The following is an 18142-nucleotide window of genomic DNA, read 5'->3' on the forward strand; positions in this document are numbered from 1 at the left end:
TCCTCTTATTTCTTGATTTTTTGCGGACGCTGATAGTTTTCTTTGGCAAATTGCTTAGAACGTTCTACCGCTAAACTGTTCTCTGCCACATCACGGGTAATCGTTGAACCCGCTCCCACTGTCGCGCCATTACCGATCTGGACCGGTGCAACCAGAGAGCTGTTAGAACCAATAAAAGCATGATCCCCAATGATAGTCTTAAATTTGTTGGCACCGTCATAGTTGCAAGTAATCGTCCCTGCACCAATATTGGAACCGCTACCGACTTCAGCATCACCTAAGTAAGTGAAATGATTCGCCTTAGAACCTAGACCAATGCTTGAGTTTTTGACTTCAACAAAGTTGCCAATATGGACTTCAGCTGCCAGTTTTGCCCCTGGACGCAAGCGTGCAAATGGACCAATCTGTGCATCTTCACCGATAACAGCATTATCAAACACGCTATATGGCTGAACTTTAGTACCCGCAGCAATCTTGGTATTTTTAATCACGCAGCCTGCACCGATTTCAACATTATCACCGAGTTCGCAATCACCTTCGATAATGACATTGATATCGATACGCACATCTTTACCAACAGTGAGTTGGCCTCGTAAGTCAAAACGGCTTGGGTCAATCAGATGTACACCTTGCTGCATCAACTGTTTAGCTTGATAAGCCTGGAACTGACGCTCCAATGCAGCCAGTTGCACACGGTCATTGACGCCTTCCACCTCAAAAGTCAGCTCAGGTTCTACAGATGCAACACTCATACCATCTGCCAGTGCCATTGCCACGATATCCGTCAGGTAATATTCACCTTGGGCATTGTCATTGCTTAAACGTGGTAGCCATTCATGTAATTTGGCATTGCTGACTGCATAAATACCGGTATTAATTTCTTTAATTTGACGCTGTTCTTCAGAAGCATCTTTATGTTCAACAATGGCTTGAATCTGACCATCTTTACGCACAATACGACCATAACCACTGGCATCTGCAAGCGTTAATGTCACTAGGCCAATACCTTGCTCTTGAGTAGCATCGAGCAGATTCTGAAGCGTCTGCTGGCTAATACAAGGGACATCTCCAGACAGGATTAGTGAAATACCATCTTTCGGCAAAACAGGTAGTGTCATTTGTACGGCATGACCGGTACCAAACTGTTCAGCTTGTTCTACCCACTGGATATCTTGGTCTGCAAATGCGGACTGAACCTGCTCACCGCCATGACCATAAATGGTAATAATATTGTCTGCATTGAGTTTTTTTGTTGTGTCGACCACATGGCCGAGTAAAGGTCGTCCTGCAAGCGGTTGTAATACTTTCGGTAAGTTGGAACGCATACGGGTTCCTTTACCTGCAGCAAGAATAATCACAGTCGTAGACATGTTCTAGTCCTAGATATGGCTTAAGCCATCGTGAAGTAAAAATAAATCCAAATACAAAGTGCTGCCCAGAGGCCAGCGATAATGTCATCCAGCATAATGCCAAAACCACCCCCAACCTGACGGTCAATGACTCGAATCGGCCAAGGTTTCCAGACATCAAATAATCGGAACAGGGCAAAGCCAATGAGTAGCCATAACCAGTTCATCTGACCTAAATAGATCAGTGGCAAAAAGGTGATGGATTGTCCTGCAAACTCATCCCAGACAATACGTCCATCATCATGCACACCCATGACTTTGGCAGTTTGGCCACAGATATATATGCCAACCAGGGACATGATGACAATGGCAAAAAGACTATTTACAAAACCTAAGTAGAGCCAGATGGGTACAAATAAAAGTGCAAAAGCTGAACCAAAAGTTCCGGGCGCTTTAGGCGCCAGACCAGAACCAAATCCTACCCCACTAAAGACAATGAGCCGGTTGATCCATGACATGCTTTTAAAATTGATCGCAAGTTTATGCAAAATGTTGATATCCGTTAAATTGAAGTGAATGATCTACGCCATCTTTTTCAAAAGTTAAACCGTGTTGCTGCTGAATGGAGCCAATTATACTAATCGAAACATCCAGATGTTTTTGCAATAATTTTTCATAATTTTGCGGGCTTATTGTAAAGCATAACTCGTAGTCATCACCACCCGCGAGTGCGTATTGCCAACGCTGTTCATCATTTAATGCCTGCAGGGCGGGACTGATCGGTAACTTTTCAAGTCCTAAAGTCGCTCCTACCTGAGAAGCTTTGAGAATATGTCCCAGATCCTGTGCGAGGCCATCCGAGACATCAATCATACTGTTGGCTAGGCCTTTTAAGGCAGTACCCAACTGACAGCGTGGGGTTGGATAATCCAAACGTTTCTGTAATGGATGACCAAGATGATTTAAAGCAAAAGCAGCATCACCCACTGTACCGGATACACAAATCAGATCACCAGGCTTGGCACCTGAACGGGGTACAGCTTTACCAATCTCTACCCAGCCCAGGGCAGTCACAGATAAGGTCAAATGAGGACTTTGTGTGGTATCACCACCAATTAAGCTCACACCAAATTGATCGCAACAATCATAGAGACCCTGACTAAAGGCTTTTAACCAGTCATGATCAATTTGGGGTAGGCTCAAGGCGAGTAAAATACTATGCGGGGTCGCGCCCATGGCTGCAATATCAGAAAGATTAACAGCGACAGATTTCCAGCCAATCGCATGAGGATCGGTGTCTAAAGGAAAATGACGTCCAGCAACAAGGGTGTCGGCACAGATGACCACTTGTTGCTGTAGAGGAGGGGTGAGCAAGGCTGAGTCATCGCCAACGCCTAAATCGACAGAATTTTTATTCTGACGATTAAAATAGGTATCGATAATCGAAAACTCAGCCATACAACAATTCGACTAGATTAGTTGGCTTGCTGTTTTTCTGCTGCACGTAAAGTTGTCGCTAAACGGTCCAATACACCATTGATGTATTTATGGCTGTCTGCACCGCCAAAGTGTTTAGCTAACTCAATTGCTTCATCCAGAACCACGCGGTATGGAATCTCAAGATGTTCTTTGAGTTCATAGGCGCCTAGGCGAAGTGTAGCGAGTTCTACACCATCAAGTGCAGAAAGTTCACGATCCAACACAGGGATAAGCAAAGCATCCAATGCTTCATGATTGGCAACCACTTGAGTCAACAATTCATGATAATAGCTGAGATCCACTTTGTGCATGGCATTGTCCACACGAGTACGTGCTTCAATCTCATGCACCGGATTGTGGCTCATCTGCCATTCATAAATTCCTTGTACAGCAAAGCGACGTGCTTTACGTTTTGCTGCATAAGTTGCTTGAAGTGTTTGCGACATAGCGTTAAATAGCCTTTAACAAGTTAACCATTTCAATAGCAGTTAAGGCAGCTTCACTACCTTTATTACCTGCTTTTGTACCCGAGCGTTCAATCGCCTGTTCGATACTATCCGTAGTCAATACACCATTAATCACTGGTAAGCCAGTGTCCAAGCCAACTACGCCCAGACCTTTGGCACATTCACCAGCTACAAAATCGAAGTGAGGCGTGCTGCCACGAATCACAGCGCCCAGCGCGATGATGGCATCGAAACGATCTGAAGCTGCCAGTTTTTTCGCAACTACAGGAAGTTCCCAAGCACCAGGTGCATGAACAACAGTGATATTATCCTCTGATACGCCATGGCGTTTCAATGTATCAATGGCACCTTCTAACAGATGTTCAACAACAAAGCTATTAAAACGACCAACTAAAATCGCATAACGGTCTTCGTTCGCGAGATGCAACATACCTTCAATACGGCGAACTGCCATAGGAACCTCGATTATTTCTCTGATGTTTGTTGTGCGGTGATGTATTCCACCACTTCTAAGTTAAAGCCGGACAGGGCATTGAAACGTAATGGAGAGCTGAGCAGCTTCATTTTTTCCACGCCGAGGTCACGTAAAATTTGTGCGCCTACACCAATGGTCTGATACTGCTGGGAAAGTGCAGCATTGGATTTTACATTTTTTGGTGCTGTCAGTGTATCCAGGGCAGGGCCTAAGTCCTGTAAATGGCGCTGGCCAATCCAGACCAGAACACCACGATCACTGTTTGAAATTTCTTTTAAGGCACGGTCCAGATTCCAGGCCGGTTCACCATCTTGCTTGTTCAGCTTTAATAAATCACGGGTTGGGTTAAAGCCATGCACACGTACAGTCGTCACGCCGTCTTCAGGCTGACCTTTCACTAGTGCTAAATGAATGTCCGGGTTACCGATTTCACGGTAACGATAGAGATCAAACACACCGTATTCAGTATCTATAGTTTGCTGATCAATACGCTCAACCGTTTGCTCATTGGTCATACGGTAATGAATCAGATCAGCAATAGTGCCAATTTTCAGGCCATGTTTTTCTGCGAAAATTTCAAGATCTGGACGACGCGCCATAGTGCCGTCTTCTTTGATGATTTCACAGATCACAGATGCAGGTTCCAGACCCGCAAGACGAGACAGGTCACAACCGGCTTCAGTATGACCGGCACGGTGCAATACGCCACCTGGCTGTGCCATCAATGGGAAGATATGACCAGGCTGTACGATGTCACTTGGTTTGGCATGTGCAGCCACCGCAGTTTGAATGGTGTGCGCACGTTCAGCTGCAGAAATACCGGTAGTAATGCCGTTGGCTGCTTCAATTGAAAGGGTGAAGTTGGTTCCGTGCTGAGCGCCATTGGCATCCACCATCAAGGGTAGATTTAACTGCTGGCAACGTTCTTTGCTTAAAGTCAGGCAAACCAGACCACGCGCATGGGTGATCATAAAGTTGATGTCTTCAGGACGCACGTGGGTCGCAGCAATCACCAGATCGCCTTCATTCTCACGGTCTTCGTCATCCATCAGGATAACCATTTTTCCTGCACGGATATCTGCTACAAGCTCTTCAACTGTATTGAGCGGCATCAACCTTCACCTTCTTTTTGATCTATACCAGACCGAATCATGACATTATTACTGCATAGTCTAACGCTTTTTAAGCAATTTTGCCTATGCTTATTGCTTTCCCTCAGGGGTTCATTGTTATACACAGTCTTGCGTAGCATGAAAAGTCGACTTTAAATGAAAGCACAGGCTTTATGCTGGATTTTTAAACGATCGGAAAGCATAAAAAACGACAAACTTATTTAAAATCAACATAACTATAAATAATCTCTTATTTTTTATGCAGTTTTATTTATTAGTTTAATACAGCCTCTAAAAATACGTATACCTCCTCATTCTTTCCTTTATAAATTTTTTACCAATCAGTTTAAAATTCTGTTTGAAATAATGAATGAATCAATCAGGCGGACCGAAGTCCACCCGAATTTAGATCAGTTTAGAAGAAGCCTGCTGGTTTGGTTGAATAACTCACTAACAGATTTTTGGTTTGCTGATAATGGTCCAGCATCATGCGATGGTTTTCACGACCAATCCCGGATTTTTTATAGCCACCAAAGGCTGCATGAGCCGGGTAGATGTGGTAGCAGTTGGTCCAGACCCGACCAGCCTGAATCGCACGACCAGCGCGGTAAGAGATATGTGCTGAACGTGACCAGACACCGGCACCGAGTCCATAAATCGTATCATTGGCAATCTTGATGGCTTCATCGAAGTCTTTAAAAGTCGTCACTGCCAATACCGGTCCAAAAATTTCTTCCTGGAAGGTGCGCATGTCATTGGAACCTTTAAAAATCGTTGGCTCGATATAAAAGCCTTGTCTCACTTCCTGACGTTCATTGCCGCCTAACAAGATTTCAGCACCTTCTTCACGGCCCGTTGCAATACAGCCTAGAATTTTGTCCTGCTGCTCCTGAGAAGCCTGAGCACCGATCATGGTCTCAGTATCCAATGGATGACCAGTCTTGATCTTTTTCACTCGCTCTACTGCGAGTTCCAGGAACTGGTCGGCAATACTTTCCTGAACCAGCGCACGTGAAGGACAGGTACAAATTTCACCCTGATTCAGGGCAAACATGGCAAAGCCTTCCAGAGCTTTTTCCAGATAATCGTCTTCTTGGTCCATGATGTCAGCAAAGAACAGGTTTGGAGATTTACCCCCAAGTTCCAGAGTCACTGGAATAATATTTTCAGTCGCATATTGCATGATCAGCTGACCCACAGCGGTAGAACCGGTAAAGGCAATCTTGGCAATGCGTGGATTAGTCGCCAGTGGACGGCCGACTTCAACGCCGTAGCCATTCACGATGTTTAACACACCTTCAGGCAACAGATCCTGAATCAGCTCAACCAGTACCAAAATACTCACCGGCGTCTGTTCAGCGGGTTTCAACACAATACAGTTTCCGGCTGCGAGAGCAGGGGCCAGTTTCCAGGCAGCCATTAGAATCGGGAAGTTCCACGGGATAATCTGCCCAACCACACCTAAAGGTTCATGAAAATGGTAGGCAATGGTATCTTCATCAATTTCGGAAATGCCACCTTCTTGGGCGCGAATACAGCCGGCAAAATAACGGAAATGGTCAATCGCGAGAGGAATATCTGCTGCCAGGGTTTCTCGGATCGGTTTTCCATTGTCCCAGGTTTCTGCTACAGCCAACATTTCCAGATTTTGTTCCAGACGGTCGGCAATTTTCAACAGAATATTGGAGCGGGTGGTCGGCGATGTTCTGTTCCATTGTTCTTTGGCTTTGTGCGCTGCATCCAAGGCCAATTCAATATCTTCCACTGATGAGCGCGGAACTTTGGTAAAGGCTTTACCATCTACGGGAGAGACATTATCAAAATATTCACCTTTGATGGGTGGGACCCATTTTCCGCCAATGAAGTTTTCGTATTGGGATTTAAATTGCACTTTTGAACCGTCAGTATTGGGATCTGCATAACGCATAATTCTATTCCTTGATATGATTATTATTGATGAATGCCGAACCACTTCTACTCTGCAAAAGTCCTCAGATTCAACATCTCAGCTCTACTATAGAGAGGGAAAAAAATCGCAGGATAAATACTTACAAGCTTGCTACAAAAGGCAACATTTGAATAAAAATAGAATTTATTATTTTTATAAATTTCAATATCTTATTGTTGTAATGAGATGATTTTAATATGTAAAAAGCATTACTGATCAGCTTGATATTTTTATTTTATATTCAGGAAAAATAGGTAAATAAAATTATTGGAAAATAAGACAGGCAGAGCTTTCTACCTATCTTATTCATCTGGCTTATAGGGCCTTATTCTCCAGCCATTGAAATAGCTGCTGATAGACCTGCTCACGAACCGGTTTTTCTGAAAGAACCAGATCATGTACCCCATTTTGAATAGAACAGAGTTGCACATCGCCCTGGATTTTCTGTGCATGTTCAATCATGTCGTGTACCTGAAGAATCACATCACTGGTTTGGGAATTACGGTTAAAACGTAGGGGATAAGTGGTTTTATGGGCATGCATCAGCAAAGTCGGAATATTTAAACGTACACCTTGATGAATTTCTTTTTGTGCTTCGTGAATGGCATGTACAAAACTCAGACGCACCCAGTGATAGCTGGGTTTTTTCCATTCCAGATCAAAATGCCATTCCCCCTGATAGCTAATATGCAGGCTGGGCACATAATGACGGTTTAAGCGGCTAGGAAATAGCATTTCCGGAAAACGTTTTCCCAGACGGCTCAATTTAGGCACCAGAAACTTTTTCTCAAAAGGTGTCATATTAAAGTCATAAAAAGGACTATTGAGCCATAAGCCTTTAATTAAGGGATGATCTGGATGATGTGCTGCATACAGGGTAGTAATTAGTCCGCCGGTAGAATGGCCACTGAGTAAAACCGTATCATGGCCTTCCTGTCCAATAATTTCGAGAGCCTGACTGATTTCTGCATCGTATTCTGATAGATGATAGACATTATAAAGTTTCTGATGGGACATATAGGATCGGCCATATTTACGTAAATCCAATGCATAAAAATCAAAACCTTGCTGATTAAAATGCTCTGCCATTTCAGTCTGGAAAAAATAATCAATAAAGCCGTGAATATAGAGGACAGCTTTAGAGGTGGGCTGGTCTGTCTTTTTGCGGATCAGTGTGGCAACTACTGTACCTTCAGTATCTGGCGGAAATTCTAAAGTGGCCTGTTCATAACCTTCACCCAGAATATCAGGTTGATATTCAAGGCTGGAAAGCGGATGGGACATATTGTTCTACTCATGATTATTTTTATTCACTTATCCTTATGGATTGGCTTGCATTTGTCAAATCCTGCTGTCTAACCCATTCGAGATCAGTAGTACCATTCAGAGAATAGCCAAATATAAAATCTCAGGTCATTAGTAACCTGATTGACTAATATAAAGATTAATAAAAAACCCCGGCATCCTGCCGGGGTTTTTCGTATTGGTTAGCTCGGTATAACTCCTGTCGTACCTTACAATCCTTGTGCTTATCTATTGTGATTGTTATATGGAACTTCCTGTTCCTGATGTAAGTATCATAGGAAAATTCCACTATCCGGGATAGCCGCAAAGAACCAGAATCGATGTAAGTCAATGCGTACATGTCTGACTAAAAATTATCCATATTTTCTGTAGAAGTGAGGATTTATTCTGAATCATGAGCTTCGATAAACTAGCCGCTTATGGCTATTTTGCCTGTTTTTAAGACAATTTTTTTATTTTAATGCAGTTAGAATATGTTGATTGATGAGGGGATAAAAAATGAAATCTATTGCAGTCTTTTGTGGTTCAGCTATGGGGAATAGCAAAAATTTTAAAGAGCAGGCCCAAGCTTTGGGTGAGTCTATTGCGAATCGTGGAATCACACTGGTTTATGGGGGTGGCCGAGCTGGTCTGATGGGTGTTGTGGCTGATAGTGCCTTAAATGCCGGTGGAACAGTCATTGGAGTGATTCCACAAAATTTGGTCGATGCAGAATTGGCTCATCCGCTGTTAACAGAGCTGCATGTAGTGAAAAATATGCATGAACGTAAAACAAAAATGTCTGATCTGGCAGATGCGTTTATTGCCTTGCCGGGCGGGGTGGGGACTTTAGAAGAAATTTTTGAGCAGTTGACTTGGGGGCAGTTGGGCCTTCATCAGAAACCTTGTGCATTTTTAAATATCCACGGATTTTATGATGAATTACTAAATTTCCTGATGAAAACGACTGAGGCTGGATTTACCCAGTCACGTTTTACCGATGCCTTGATCTTCTCAAGTTCAATTGAGGAAGTATTGGATGCTGTGGAGCATTATCATGCGCCTGAACCGAAATGGAATAAAAGCGTAAAGGCAGTAGAATCGGTATGAGTAATACCCCAACCTTGGCAATAGTCACCGACATAAAATACACTAAATAACATAATTGGTATTTCAATAAACCCTATATATAACAGTTATATAGGGTTTTTATTTTGTGTGGTGTAATTTAAGGTAGAGTAGGGTGCTTTAAGTTTTGGTCACTAATTTTAATATGTAAATCAACAATAATTACCGACATATATATTCTCTTTCTAAGAGTAGTTTACTATTTGGTATAATATTATGATGAGGTTAGGGCTTTGACTGCTACGATTTCTGTTTGGCCTTTTGGCGTAAGACATACAAATATAAGTTTTCTACTTTTTCACGTGCCCATGGGGTGGTACGCAAGAATCGCAATGATGATTTAACACTTGGGTCTATGCAAAAACATCTAATCTCAATTTTACGACTTAAACCTTCAAAGCCACCGTAGTAATCCAATAATTCATCCAAAATGTCAGCAAGTTTTTTACCGTGTAAAGGATCATTGGTGGTGTTCATAATAGATCAATCGTATTTTGGGTGGCCATTATTATAACCTGGGCTAGTTGGAAAACTAGAGAGTTGGAATGTAGGTAATGATGGACTGAATAGCCACTAAAATTCTAGACACACATAACCATATTTTGGACTGCCACTGCTGTCCCACAATTTTTACAAGAGGAAGCTTACGCGAGCTTCCTCTTGATTGATGGAGGCTTTATCGAGTGAAAATAACGCTTTTAAGGTTTTTATTTCAAATAAATTTACTGGAATTATTCTGAGTAAGCGCTGAACTGTATTAGTTCAGAGTTAATCTGATTTTTTATCTTAGGAAAGAAAATTATTTCACCTAACCTTAAAATAATGTTTTTCAGTAACCAGCTAAATTTTTATTTGTTTATAAAGACGCTCTTTAGGGTCTTCATTTGATTTTGTGACTTTATCAGCAAATTTCTTATCTAACATCAAGGCTGCATATGTTTTGGAACCTATCTCCAATCGGTCTACCTTATTTCCTTCTTGTTCAAACTCTTCAATTAATTTATTGACTTTTTTTACGCTGATATCACTCATATCTTTCAACCATTTAATTTGGGGTTCTTTTAATCTAATCTTTAATTATTGAGATTAGATTAAAGTACAAAGCGCATTTAAGGGCTAATAGCTTATGGAGTAATCACCCCAGGTTAATTAACCCGAATCGCGGATAAGAAATAAACTTGAAAAATAAGAGGACTAGAGCCATCAGTTGAGTTACCAAACCTAAAGCTTTAGCCCCGATGTTCAATAGTAACGAATTATTCTGCGTAATTGATGATTTCTTTCTGAAATTTGAAGCAACTTATTGGAAATTTTCTAAATAAAGTCATCAGTCTATAAGAATTCGAATAGCCCAACTCAGCCTCTCAGAAATTAGTTTTATCGTCATTTGGTATATTTAGGACTTGGAAAAATTAGGCTTCATAGAAATGTCATAATTTAGAGATATTAATGTCATCGAACTGGATTAAAAAAGAACAAAAAACCCACAATAGCAAGCTGTTATGACTAAAAAAATATCCAGACGTGAACTGCTTAAGACCTCCATTGCAGGCTTCGGTGCTTTGTCTTTACCCATATCTTTGACCGCTTGTGGCAGTGATGAGGATGCTTCAGATCAAGCTCAGGCACATCCTAAAGTCGCTTTTAAACATGGGGTGGCCAGTGGTGATCCCTTACAGGATCGGATAATTCTATGGACACGCTTAAGTCCGGAAGATGAAAACCTGCGTTATCAGGTGCAGTGGGAAATTGCTGCCGATCAGGATTTTCGCCAGATAATCAATACAGGACAAGTTGAAACCAGTCGGTCGCAAGATTTCACGGTTAAAGTCGATGCGGATCGTCTATCGGCAGGGCAAACTTATTTTTACCGTTTTAAGTGTGCATCGGTATATTCATCTGTCGGTCAAACCAAAACTTTAGCCACGCAAAGCAAGCTGGTGCAATTTGCCGTTTGTTCATGTTCCAATTATCCAGCCGGATATTTTCATATCTATCAGGAAATTGCCCAGCAAGACCTAGATGTGGTGATTCATTTAGGGGATTACATTTATGAGTACGGGATGGGTGGTTATGCGACTGAACAGGCTGCAGCATTAGGCCGAAGTCTGGCTGCAGATAATGCTGAGGAAATCATTAAACTGGAAGACTACCGCAAGCGTTATGCCTTGTATCGAACTGATGCGGACTTACAAGCAGCACATCAGCGTCATCCATTTATTGTGGTCTGGGATGATCATGAGCTGACCAATGATACCTGGGAGCAGGGTGCGGAAAATCATGATGTTTCAGAAGGTGATTTTTTTGCACGTAAGCTGGCTGCTTTGCAGGCCTATTTTGAATGGATGCCGATTCGTCCAGTGTCTGAAAAAGATCATTTGAATATTTATCGCCAGTTTAATTTTGGTGATCTGGTTCAGCTGAATATGCTGGATACTCGTATTTTGGCGCGTAACAAGCAATTGCAATATGCTGACTATCTTACCGCGACAGGACTAGATGTCAATAAATTTCAGACAGATTTGCTCAATCCGACGCGTACCTTGTTAGGACATACACAACGTGAATGGATACTGAAACAACTCAGCCAATCGAATGCCGTCTGGAATGTGCTGGGTCAGCAGGTGCTGATGAGCAAGATGCTAATTCCGGCCGAAATTCTGGCTGTTTTGGGGCAGATCACCAGTGGTCAGGCCACTGCAGATGTGTTGCTACAAGTGCGTCAGATGCTGACAGAACTGGTAGGCCTAAAAATACGCTATCTGCAAAATGATCCAACTTTGACAAAGGCAGAATTAGCCAGAATACTGACTGTTGTGCCTTATAATCTTGATGCCTGGGATGGGTACGTCGTGGAGCGTGAGGTGATTTATACGGCTTGTAAACAGCTGAATAAAAAACTGATTGTACTTGCAGGAGATACCCATAATGCCTGGAACTCCACTTTGAGAGATCAAGCCGGCAGTACAGTCGGGGTAGAACTAGCGACCAGTTCAGTTTCATCACCGGGTATGGAGAAGTATTTGCAGATTCCCTTAGCCCAGTTACAGGAATTTGAAATGGCATTTACTACGCTAATTGATGAGCTGAATTATTGTAATTTGAATCAACGCGGATACTTGAGTGTTGCATTTACCCCGGATCAGGTACAGGCGAACTGGATTTTTATCGATAGCATCCAGAATCGTAGTTATCAGGTTGATCAAAGCCGTGCGTATCAGCTTCAATTAGATCATGAATTAAATGAAATCAAACCGTTAAAGCAAACTGCCTAAGCTGCTTAGAGTTTAAATATCCGGGCCAATGCCCGGATATTTTTTTATAACATTTCATCCCTATAGCTATCAATATCCAGATGTTTGATCGTATTTGCAATACTGATGCTCATATTTTAGTAGCCGCGTATATAATCCGGCAAAGTGAATTAATTGCTGTTTTAGTTCGGCATACCGAGGATCATGGCTTGAATAAAAACGTAATTTTAGTCGTAGCAGGCAGGTTTTTTATAAGCCCAAAAACAGATTTTATGTAATGGGAACAAAAATCATGGCAGCCAAGGCCCAAGGAATTAAGAGCTTGGCTTTGTCCCTGATTCCGCGGATTTTAATTTGGGGATTTACGCATTGTTATGTGCATATCAACTCACCCATCAAAATAAGCCAAAAATTCTAATTATAGAATCAGTGGCTTAAACAGGATTCGGGTTAATTAAGATGTATGGTTTAATAAGTGCTGTTGTGCGATATACATGGGCTTATCCAAACTTGGTGTACATTGAATCCATGTTCCATCTGCTTGAAGCTCCCATGCACGGCGGTTATCTTGAAGATAATTCATTAAGCCATCTTGCAGAATTTGTTTACGAAGTTTTTTATCTTCGATTGGGAAACAGGTCTCGATGCGAGAGAATAAATTACGCCCCATCCAATCTGCACTGGCGCAATAAAGCTTGTTTTCGCCCTGATGGTAAAAATAATAAACCCGGGTATGTTCTAAAAAACGTCCCACAATTGAGCGGACTCGAATATTTTCAGAAAGCCCTTTCACCTGTGGGCGTAAGCAGCAAATTGAACGGACAATCAAATCGATTTGAACGCCCGCTTTAGATGCCCTATATAGGGCATCAATTAGTTGAGGTTCAGTTAAGGCATTTACTTTAATAATAATCTGCGCTTTTTTGCCTGCTTTGCTATTTTCAGTTTCAGTTTCGATGAGTTCAATCAATTGAGAATGCAGAGTAAATGGTGCATGAAAAAGTTTTTTCAATTTGACCATTTTCCCCATGCCTGTGAGCTCCTGAAAGACTTTATGGACATCTTCACAAATATCAGCATCACTGGTCAGTAGTCCATAATCAGTATAGATTTTGGCATTCATTGCATGATAGTTACCTGTGCCTAAATGAACATAACGTTTAATTTTGTCTATTTCACGACGCACGATCAGAATCATTTTGGCGTGGGTTTTATAGCCAACGATCCCATATACAACAACCGCCCCAGCTTCTTGTAATAGATTGGCAACTTCGATATTTGACTCTTCATCAAAGCGAGCACGTAATTCAATCACTGCTGTGACTTCCTTACCATTTCGTGCCGCTTCAGCAAGGACTTGCACAATTTCAGAATGTACACCACTCCGATAAAGGGTTTGTTTTATGGCTAACACATGTGGATCATGGGCTGCCTCTTTCAGTAGCTTAATGACCGGAGCGAAAGAGTGAAAAGGGTGATGTAATAAAACATCTCCGGTTTTTAATACCTCAAATATGGATTTTTTCCCATACAACACTTTCGGTAATTTTTGTACATGGGGAGGAAAACGTAACTCTGGCAAATTGAAGTTCGATATAAAGCGCGCCAGATTAAGCGGGCCGTCAATACGATAGAGTTGCTCTTGCTTAAGATCAAATTGTCCAAGTAAATAATCAATAATATTTTCAGGGCAATTTTTAGTCACCTCAAGTCTTACAGCCCGACCAAAGCGCCGTGAGGATAGTTCATCTTTTAAGGCAATTGCTAAGTCTTCAACATCTTCTGAGATAGTTAAATCTGCATTACGTGTGACCCGAAATTGATAACATCCAGTGGTGGTTACCCCTGGAAATAACTCATGAAGATGTTGCTGAATAATGGCTGAAAGTAGAATGTAGTGTTCATCCTCGCCAGAAATACTATTAGGTAACTTTACTAATCTAGGTAATGATCGTGGTGCGGGAACAATCGCCAAATCAATTTTTCGTCCAAATGCATCTTTACCTTCTAGGGTTACAATGAAATTTAGACTTTTATTCACTAGCCGAGGAAAGGGGTGGGCTGGATCTAAACTGATAGGTGTGACCACAGGTCGAACTTCATTATGGAAATAGTCCTTAATCCATTCTTTATGTTTTTCGAGGATGTCACCATACTGAATGAAATGAACACCATGTCCTTGCAGTTGTGGTAAGAGATTATAATTAAGTATTTTATACTGTTCTTCGACAGCTTCGTGTGCAAGTTTGGAAATGGTGGTGACTATATCTGAGAGGAGTGAGTTATCTGGACGAGCTCTAGCATGATCTGAAAGTTCAATTTGTTGCATTAAACTGGCAACTCGTATTTCAAAAAACTCATCCAGATTACTTGAAAAAATAATTAAAAAATTTAATCGTTCAAGTAAAGGGTATTCAGTATCTTTCGCCTGTGCCAACACCCGCTTATGAAACTCAAATAGTGAGAGCTCTCTATTTATATACTTTTTTAACGGATGTGATGAAGAGTTTGAAGACACATTTAAGGTAGTCATTTATGGCTCTTATAAAGTCAGATTGCAGCGCTGAAGGAAGCTAATAGAAAATTCTTTAAAGCCTTTGAAAGAGGTTAATTGACTCTTTGTAAATAAAAAAATGACTAATTCTGTAGAAAGGCTAAGAATTAAACTTTATTCAACTAAGCATTCTGTGACTGTTTCATGACATATTTATGACATCGTACTGTATTGTTATTTCATCTGGGTAATATTCAGACTTTTATCTGAATTTAGAAGAAAAGGGGCAACGTTGATTTAAACCGGGACAACTTGGGGGCTTAATGAGAAAAATTCTAGAAAAGCGATTTCACTAAAACTGTCATCAGTTATTCATAGTGATGTCATGTATAAAAACTAAGCTATTTTGAATTTTAACAACTGTTCAAAATCATTATGAATATAAAACCAAAAATATTGAGTTTAAGTTTAATACTTATGGGGTGCTCGTTTTCTGCACATGCACAATTAATGTTTAGTCAGTATATAGATGGTACATCTAATAAAAAGGGTTTGGAAATCTATAACCCTGACAGTTTAACAGTGAACTTAGCTGATTATGAGATTCAACAATTTACTAATGGTTCAACCACGAAATCTGCGACTTTTCAATTAGAAGGTTCATTGGCAAGTAAAGCAAAATACATTATTGGTCGAACAGAGTTGCAGGCAGTAATTGGTAATAAAGTCAATCAAGTGGCAGGACTTGCATTTAATGGAGATGATACCTTGGTCCTGTTTTATAAAGGTACTCCAATAGACCGTTTTGGTCGTGTGGGAGAGGATCCAGGTACTGGTTGGGGAGTGGGTTTTAGTAGTTATCAAAATAGTTTGTCACGTACTAAAACTTCAAATAATGTAACTTCAATTGATCCTGCAACAGCATTTGAGTTAGAAAGCGAATGGTCTAAATGGTCTGATCGAAATGAGTTTTCCCAGTATTTAGATACAAGCGCGCCTATAACCTCCCCCGTTACTCCTATCAGTTGTAATACAGCAGATACGGCGATTGCGGACCTACAATCTGCCGCAGAAAATCAACCATATGTTGTTCGTGGTGTTATTACCGCAGACTACCGTTATGACAATGGTTTTTCTGGTTTTTATATACAAACGCCCGATAGTAAAGCCAAATCCAATTTAAGTAATGCTATTTTTGTCTATCTTCCTGCAAGTAGTAAAATCACTGGAGGAAAAGTAGGTGAAGAGGTTATTTTAAAAGGTCGTTTAACCTCATATCAAAACCAACTCCAAATAGATCAACTTGATCAAAATATTCAAACCTGTCATACACAAGCATCCAATACAGTCACGGCACAGGCACTTAATTTACCGTTTACCAGTTTGACGGAGATAGCAGGAAATGTACCTAAACGCTATCAAGGGATGCTGGTTAAAATCCCACAAACTTTAACGATAAGTGAAAATTACAATTACGGTCGTTATGGTGAGCTATCTTTAAGTTTAGGTCGCTTGTATATTCCAACTAATCTATATCCTGCAAAATCTGCTGAAGCAGTTGCATTAGCCCAGCAAAATCTGCTTTCTAAAATTATCTTGGATGATGGCTATAATAATCAAAATAGAACACCATTACTTCCGCAAAACTTCAATGCCATAAATACATTAAGAACAGGTTCTGAACTGAAAAATGTTGAGGGGATTTTAGAATATCGTTTTAATGCATGGCGAATTCAACCGATACAGGGGAAGGTACAACCTGAAATTATCAAGGATACTAATTTACGTCCTTCAACGGTGATTCCAAAAGATGTTAAACAAATTCGCGCTGCGGCTTTTAATGTCTTAAATTATGATAATGGTTCAGAAAAAGGTTTCCCAACAGAACGTGGTGCAAGCTCAGAAACTGAGTTTAAGAAGCAACATCAAAAAATTGTCAGTGCTTTAAAAACAATTGATGCCGATGTGTATGGGTTAATGGAAATCGCAAATAATGGTTTTGATGATAAAAGTGCAGTGGCATACTTATCGCAAGCCTTAGGTGCAGACTGGAAATATGTCATTCCAACCCAAATGACAAAATTAGGTACAGATGCAATTGCAGTTGCGATTATCTATAACAGTAAGCGCGTAAAACCTGTAGGTGAGCCTGCAGTTTATGATGATCAGACTGAAAAGAACCGTGTCACCATGGCGCAAAGTTTCCAATCTGTAAATGGTGGAAAAATATTTACGATAGTACCCAATCACTTAAAGTCGAAAGGCAGTTGTCCTACCGATAAAACTCTGGCCGATGCTGATCAGGGTGATGGTCAAGGTTGCTGGAATGCAACACGTTTAACTGCAGTACAAGAACTTATGCAGTGGATTGCAAAAAATCCAACACAAGTGGCTAAACCAAATTATTTGCTGGTCGGTGATATGAATAGTTATGCTAAAGAAGATCCGATTTTAGCATTAGAAAAAGCCAATTATAAAGTCTTGCTCAATGACGAAAAAATTGGACAAGGTAAAACAGCCTATAGTTATGTATTTGGTGTTGCAAGTGATGCCAATGGCAATGGGGGCGCAGGAAACCTAGACCATGCAATTGCTGATGCAGACTTATATCCAATGGTGAAACGCGCTTTTGCTTGGCACATCAATGCTGATGAGCCGACGGCCTTAGACTATAACGAAGAATATAAAACAGATGAGCAAATTGCAGCATTCTATAGCGATGATGCATTCCGTTCTTCCGATCATGATCCTGTAATTGTTGATATGGATTTAAACGAAAATATATCGAGTAATCCTGATACAGGAAAAATAAGCGGTGGCAGCATGGGGATCTGGTCAATGTTAACCTTAACGGGCCTCGTTTTAGTTTCCATGATACGCAGACGTAAATTTTGATATGAGTTCATCGACTGTAAATTAAGAAAACTGACGAAATAAATTTAATCTATAAGGGGAAATTTCATATTTCTCCTTATTTTATTGAGTGCTTAAAAAATTAGCCAAGCAATAATCAAACATATGCTTATTCAAAATTTATAATTTAAGCTTGGGGCATGAAATGAAAAGTTCCCTAATGGGATAACTTAACCATTTGTTAAAAAACAATTAGAAAAAATAGTGAATGTCATGAATTTTAAACAGCAGACCTACAT

At 40.8% G+C, this 18142-nt stretch carries 14 protein-coding genes and 4 pseudogenes; 5 read left to right on the top strand and 13 right to left on the bottom strand.

All coding sequences use genetic code 11. The features are described from left to right. Nucleotides 1-5: 5 nt before the first annotated feature. The 8 genes from glmU to F897_RS03365 form a co-directional block, all read right to left on the bottom strand. On the bottom strand, nt 6-1370 hold the full coding sequence (glmU, locus tag F897_RS03330; protein WP_005233267.1) for a bifunctional UDP-N-acetylglucosamine diphosphorylase/glucosamine-1-phosphate N-acetyltransferase GlmU: 1365 nt from the start codon (nt 1368-1370) through the stop codon (nt 6-8). Nucleotides 1371-1390: 20 nt separating this feature from the next. After that, a complete protein-coding gene (locus F897_RS03335) occupies nt 1391-1867 on the bottom strand; it encodes a phosphatidylglycerophosphatase A family protein (RefSeq protein ID WP_051069698.1) in 477 nt (158 codons plus the stop codon). A gap of 22 nt (nt 1868-1889) precedes the next feature. Next, a complete protein-coding gene (gene thiL, locus F897_RS03340) occupies nt 1890-2807 on the bottom strand; it encodes a thiamine-phosphate kinase (RefSeq protein ID WP_005233269.1) in 918 nt (305 codons plus the stop codon). Between the two features lie 17 nt (nt 2808-2824). Next, entirely contained in the window at nt 2825-3274 is a 450-nt protein-coding gene (nusB, locus tag F897_RS03345) for a transcription antitermination factor NusB (RefSeq protein WP_005233270.1), read from the bottom strand. A 4-nt stretch (nt 3275-3278) separates the two neighbouring features. Beyond that, complete coding sequence (gene ribH, locus F897_RS03350; protein ID WP_004280926.1) at nt 3279-3749, bottom strand: 6,7-dimethyl-8-ribityllumazine synthase; 471 nt, start codon at nt 3747-3749, stop codon at nt 3279-3281. Between the two features lie 11 nt (nt 3750-3760). Then, entirely contained in the window at nt 3761-4882 is a 1122-nt protein-coding gene (gene ribBA / locus F897_RS03355; protein ID WP_005233275.1) for a bifunctional 3,4-dihydroxy-2-butanone-4-phosphate synthase/GTP cyclohydrolase II, read from the bottom strand. A 415-nt stretch (nt 4883-5297) separates the two neighbouring features. After that, nucleotides 5298-6809: an acetaldehyde dehydrogenase ExaC gene (exaC, locus tag F897_RS03360; protein WP_005233276.1), complete on the bottom strand. Its 1512-nt coding sequence runs from the start codon at nt 6807-6809 to the stop codon at nt 5298-5300. A gap of 336 nt (nt 6810-7145) precedes the next feature. Then, entirely contained in the window at nt 7146-8114 is a 969-nt protein-coding gene (locus F897_RS03365; protein WP_005233277.1) for an alpha/beta hydrolase, read from the bottom strand. 519 nt (nt 8115-8633) lie between these two features. Between F897_RS03365 and F897_RS03370 the strand changes: the two genes are divergently transcribed. Further along, nucleotides 8634-9224, top strand: coding sequence for an LOG family protein (locus tag F897_RS03370; protein ID WP_005233278.1), 591 nt, complete (start codon nt 8634-8636; stop codon nt 9222-9224). A 258-nt stretch (nt 9225-9482) separates the two neighbouring features. Here F897_RS03370 and F897_RS03375 read toward each other — a convergent pair whose 3' ends face one another. The 3 genes and pseudogenes from F897_RS03375 to F897_RS03380 form a co-directional block, all read right to left on the bottom strand. Continuing rightward, nucleotides 9483-9719: a VF530 family protein gene (locus F897_RS03375; protein ID WP_004280931.1), complete on the bottom strand. Its 237-nt coding sequence runs from the start codon at nt 9717-9719 to the stop codon at nt 9483-9485. 153 nt (nt 9720-9872) lie between these two features. Continuing rightward, a pseudogene (locus tag F897_RS17430) lies at nt 9873-9998 on the bottom strand (IS4 family transposase); the annotation flags it as partial. Between the two features lie 84 nt (nt 9999-10082). Further along, nucleotides 10083-10274, bottom strand: coding sequence for a hypothetical protein (locus F897_RS03380; protein WP_005233279.1), 192 nt, complete (start codon nt 10272-10274; stop codon nt 10083-10085). Nucleotides 10275-10480: 206 nt separating this feature from the next. Here F897_RS03380 and F897_RS16915 point away from each other — a divergent pair. Together F897_RS16915 and F897_RS03385 are read left to right on the top strand one after the other, a co-directional pair. Beyond that, nucleotides 10481-10636 (top strand): annotated as a pseudogene (locus F897_RS16915) (IS982 family transposase); the annotation flags it as partial. Between the two features lie 108 nt (nt 10637-10744). After that, nucleotides 10745-12517, top strand: coding sequence for an alkaline phosphatase D family protein (locus F897_RS03385; protein WP_005233285.1), 1773 nt, complete (start codon nt 10745-10747; stop codon nt 12515-12517). A 44-nt stretch (nt 12518-12561) separates the two neighbouring features. Here the strand turns inward: F897_RS03385 and F897_RS18110 are convergent. Next, a pseudogene (locus F897_RS18110) lies at nt 12562-12774 on the bottom strand (hypothetical protein); the annotation flags it as partial. 70 nt (nt 12775-12844) lie between these two features. Between F897_RS18110 and F897_RS18175 the strand changes: the two are divergent. Next, nucleotides 12845-12934, top strand: a pseudogene (locus F897_RS18175) (IS982 family transposase); the annotation flags it as partial. 16 nt (nt 12935-12950) lie between these two features. On the opposite strand, the gene ppk1 reads toward F897_RS18175, so the two are convergent. Next, a complete protein-coding gene (gene ppk1, locus F897_RS03390; protein WP_005105077.1) occupies nt 12951-15029 on the bottom strand; it encodes a polyphosphate kinase 1 in 2079 nt (692 codons plus the stop codon). Nucleotides 15030-15422: 393 nt separating this feature from the next. On the opposite strand from ppk1, the gene F897_RS03395 reads away from it, so the two are divergent. After that, on the top strand, nt 15423-17885 hold the full coding sequence (locus F897_RS03395) for an ExeM/NucH family extracellular endonuclease (RefSeq protein ID WP_200004097.1): 2463 nt from the start codon (nt 15423-15425) through the stop codon (nt 17883-17885). Nucleotides 17886-18142 lie beyond the last annotated feature (257 nt).

The organism is Acinetobacter variabilis (assembly GCF_000369625.1).
GTDB lineage: Bacteria > Pseudomonadota > Gammaproteobacteria > Pseudomonadales > Moraxellaceae > Acinetobacter > Acinetobacter variabilis.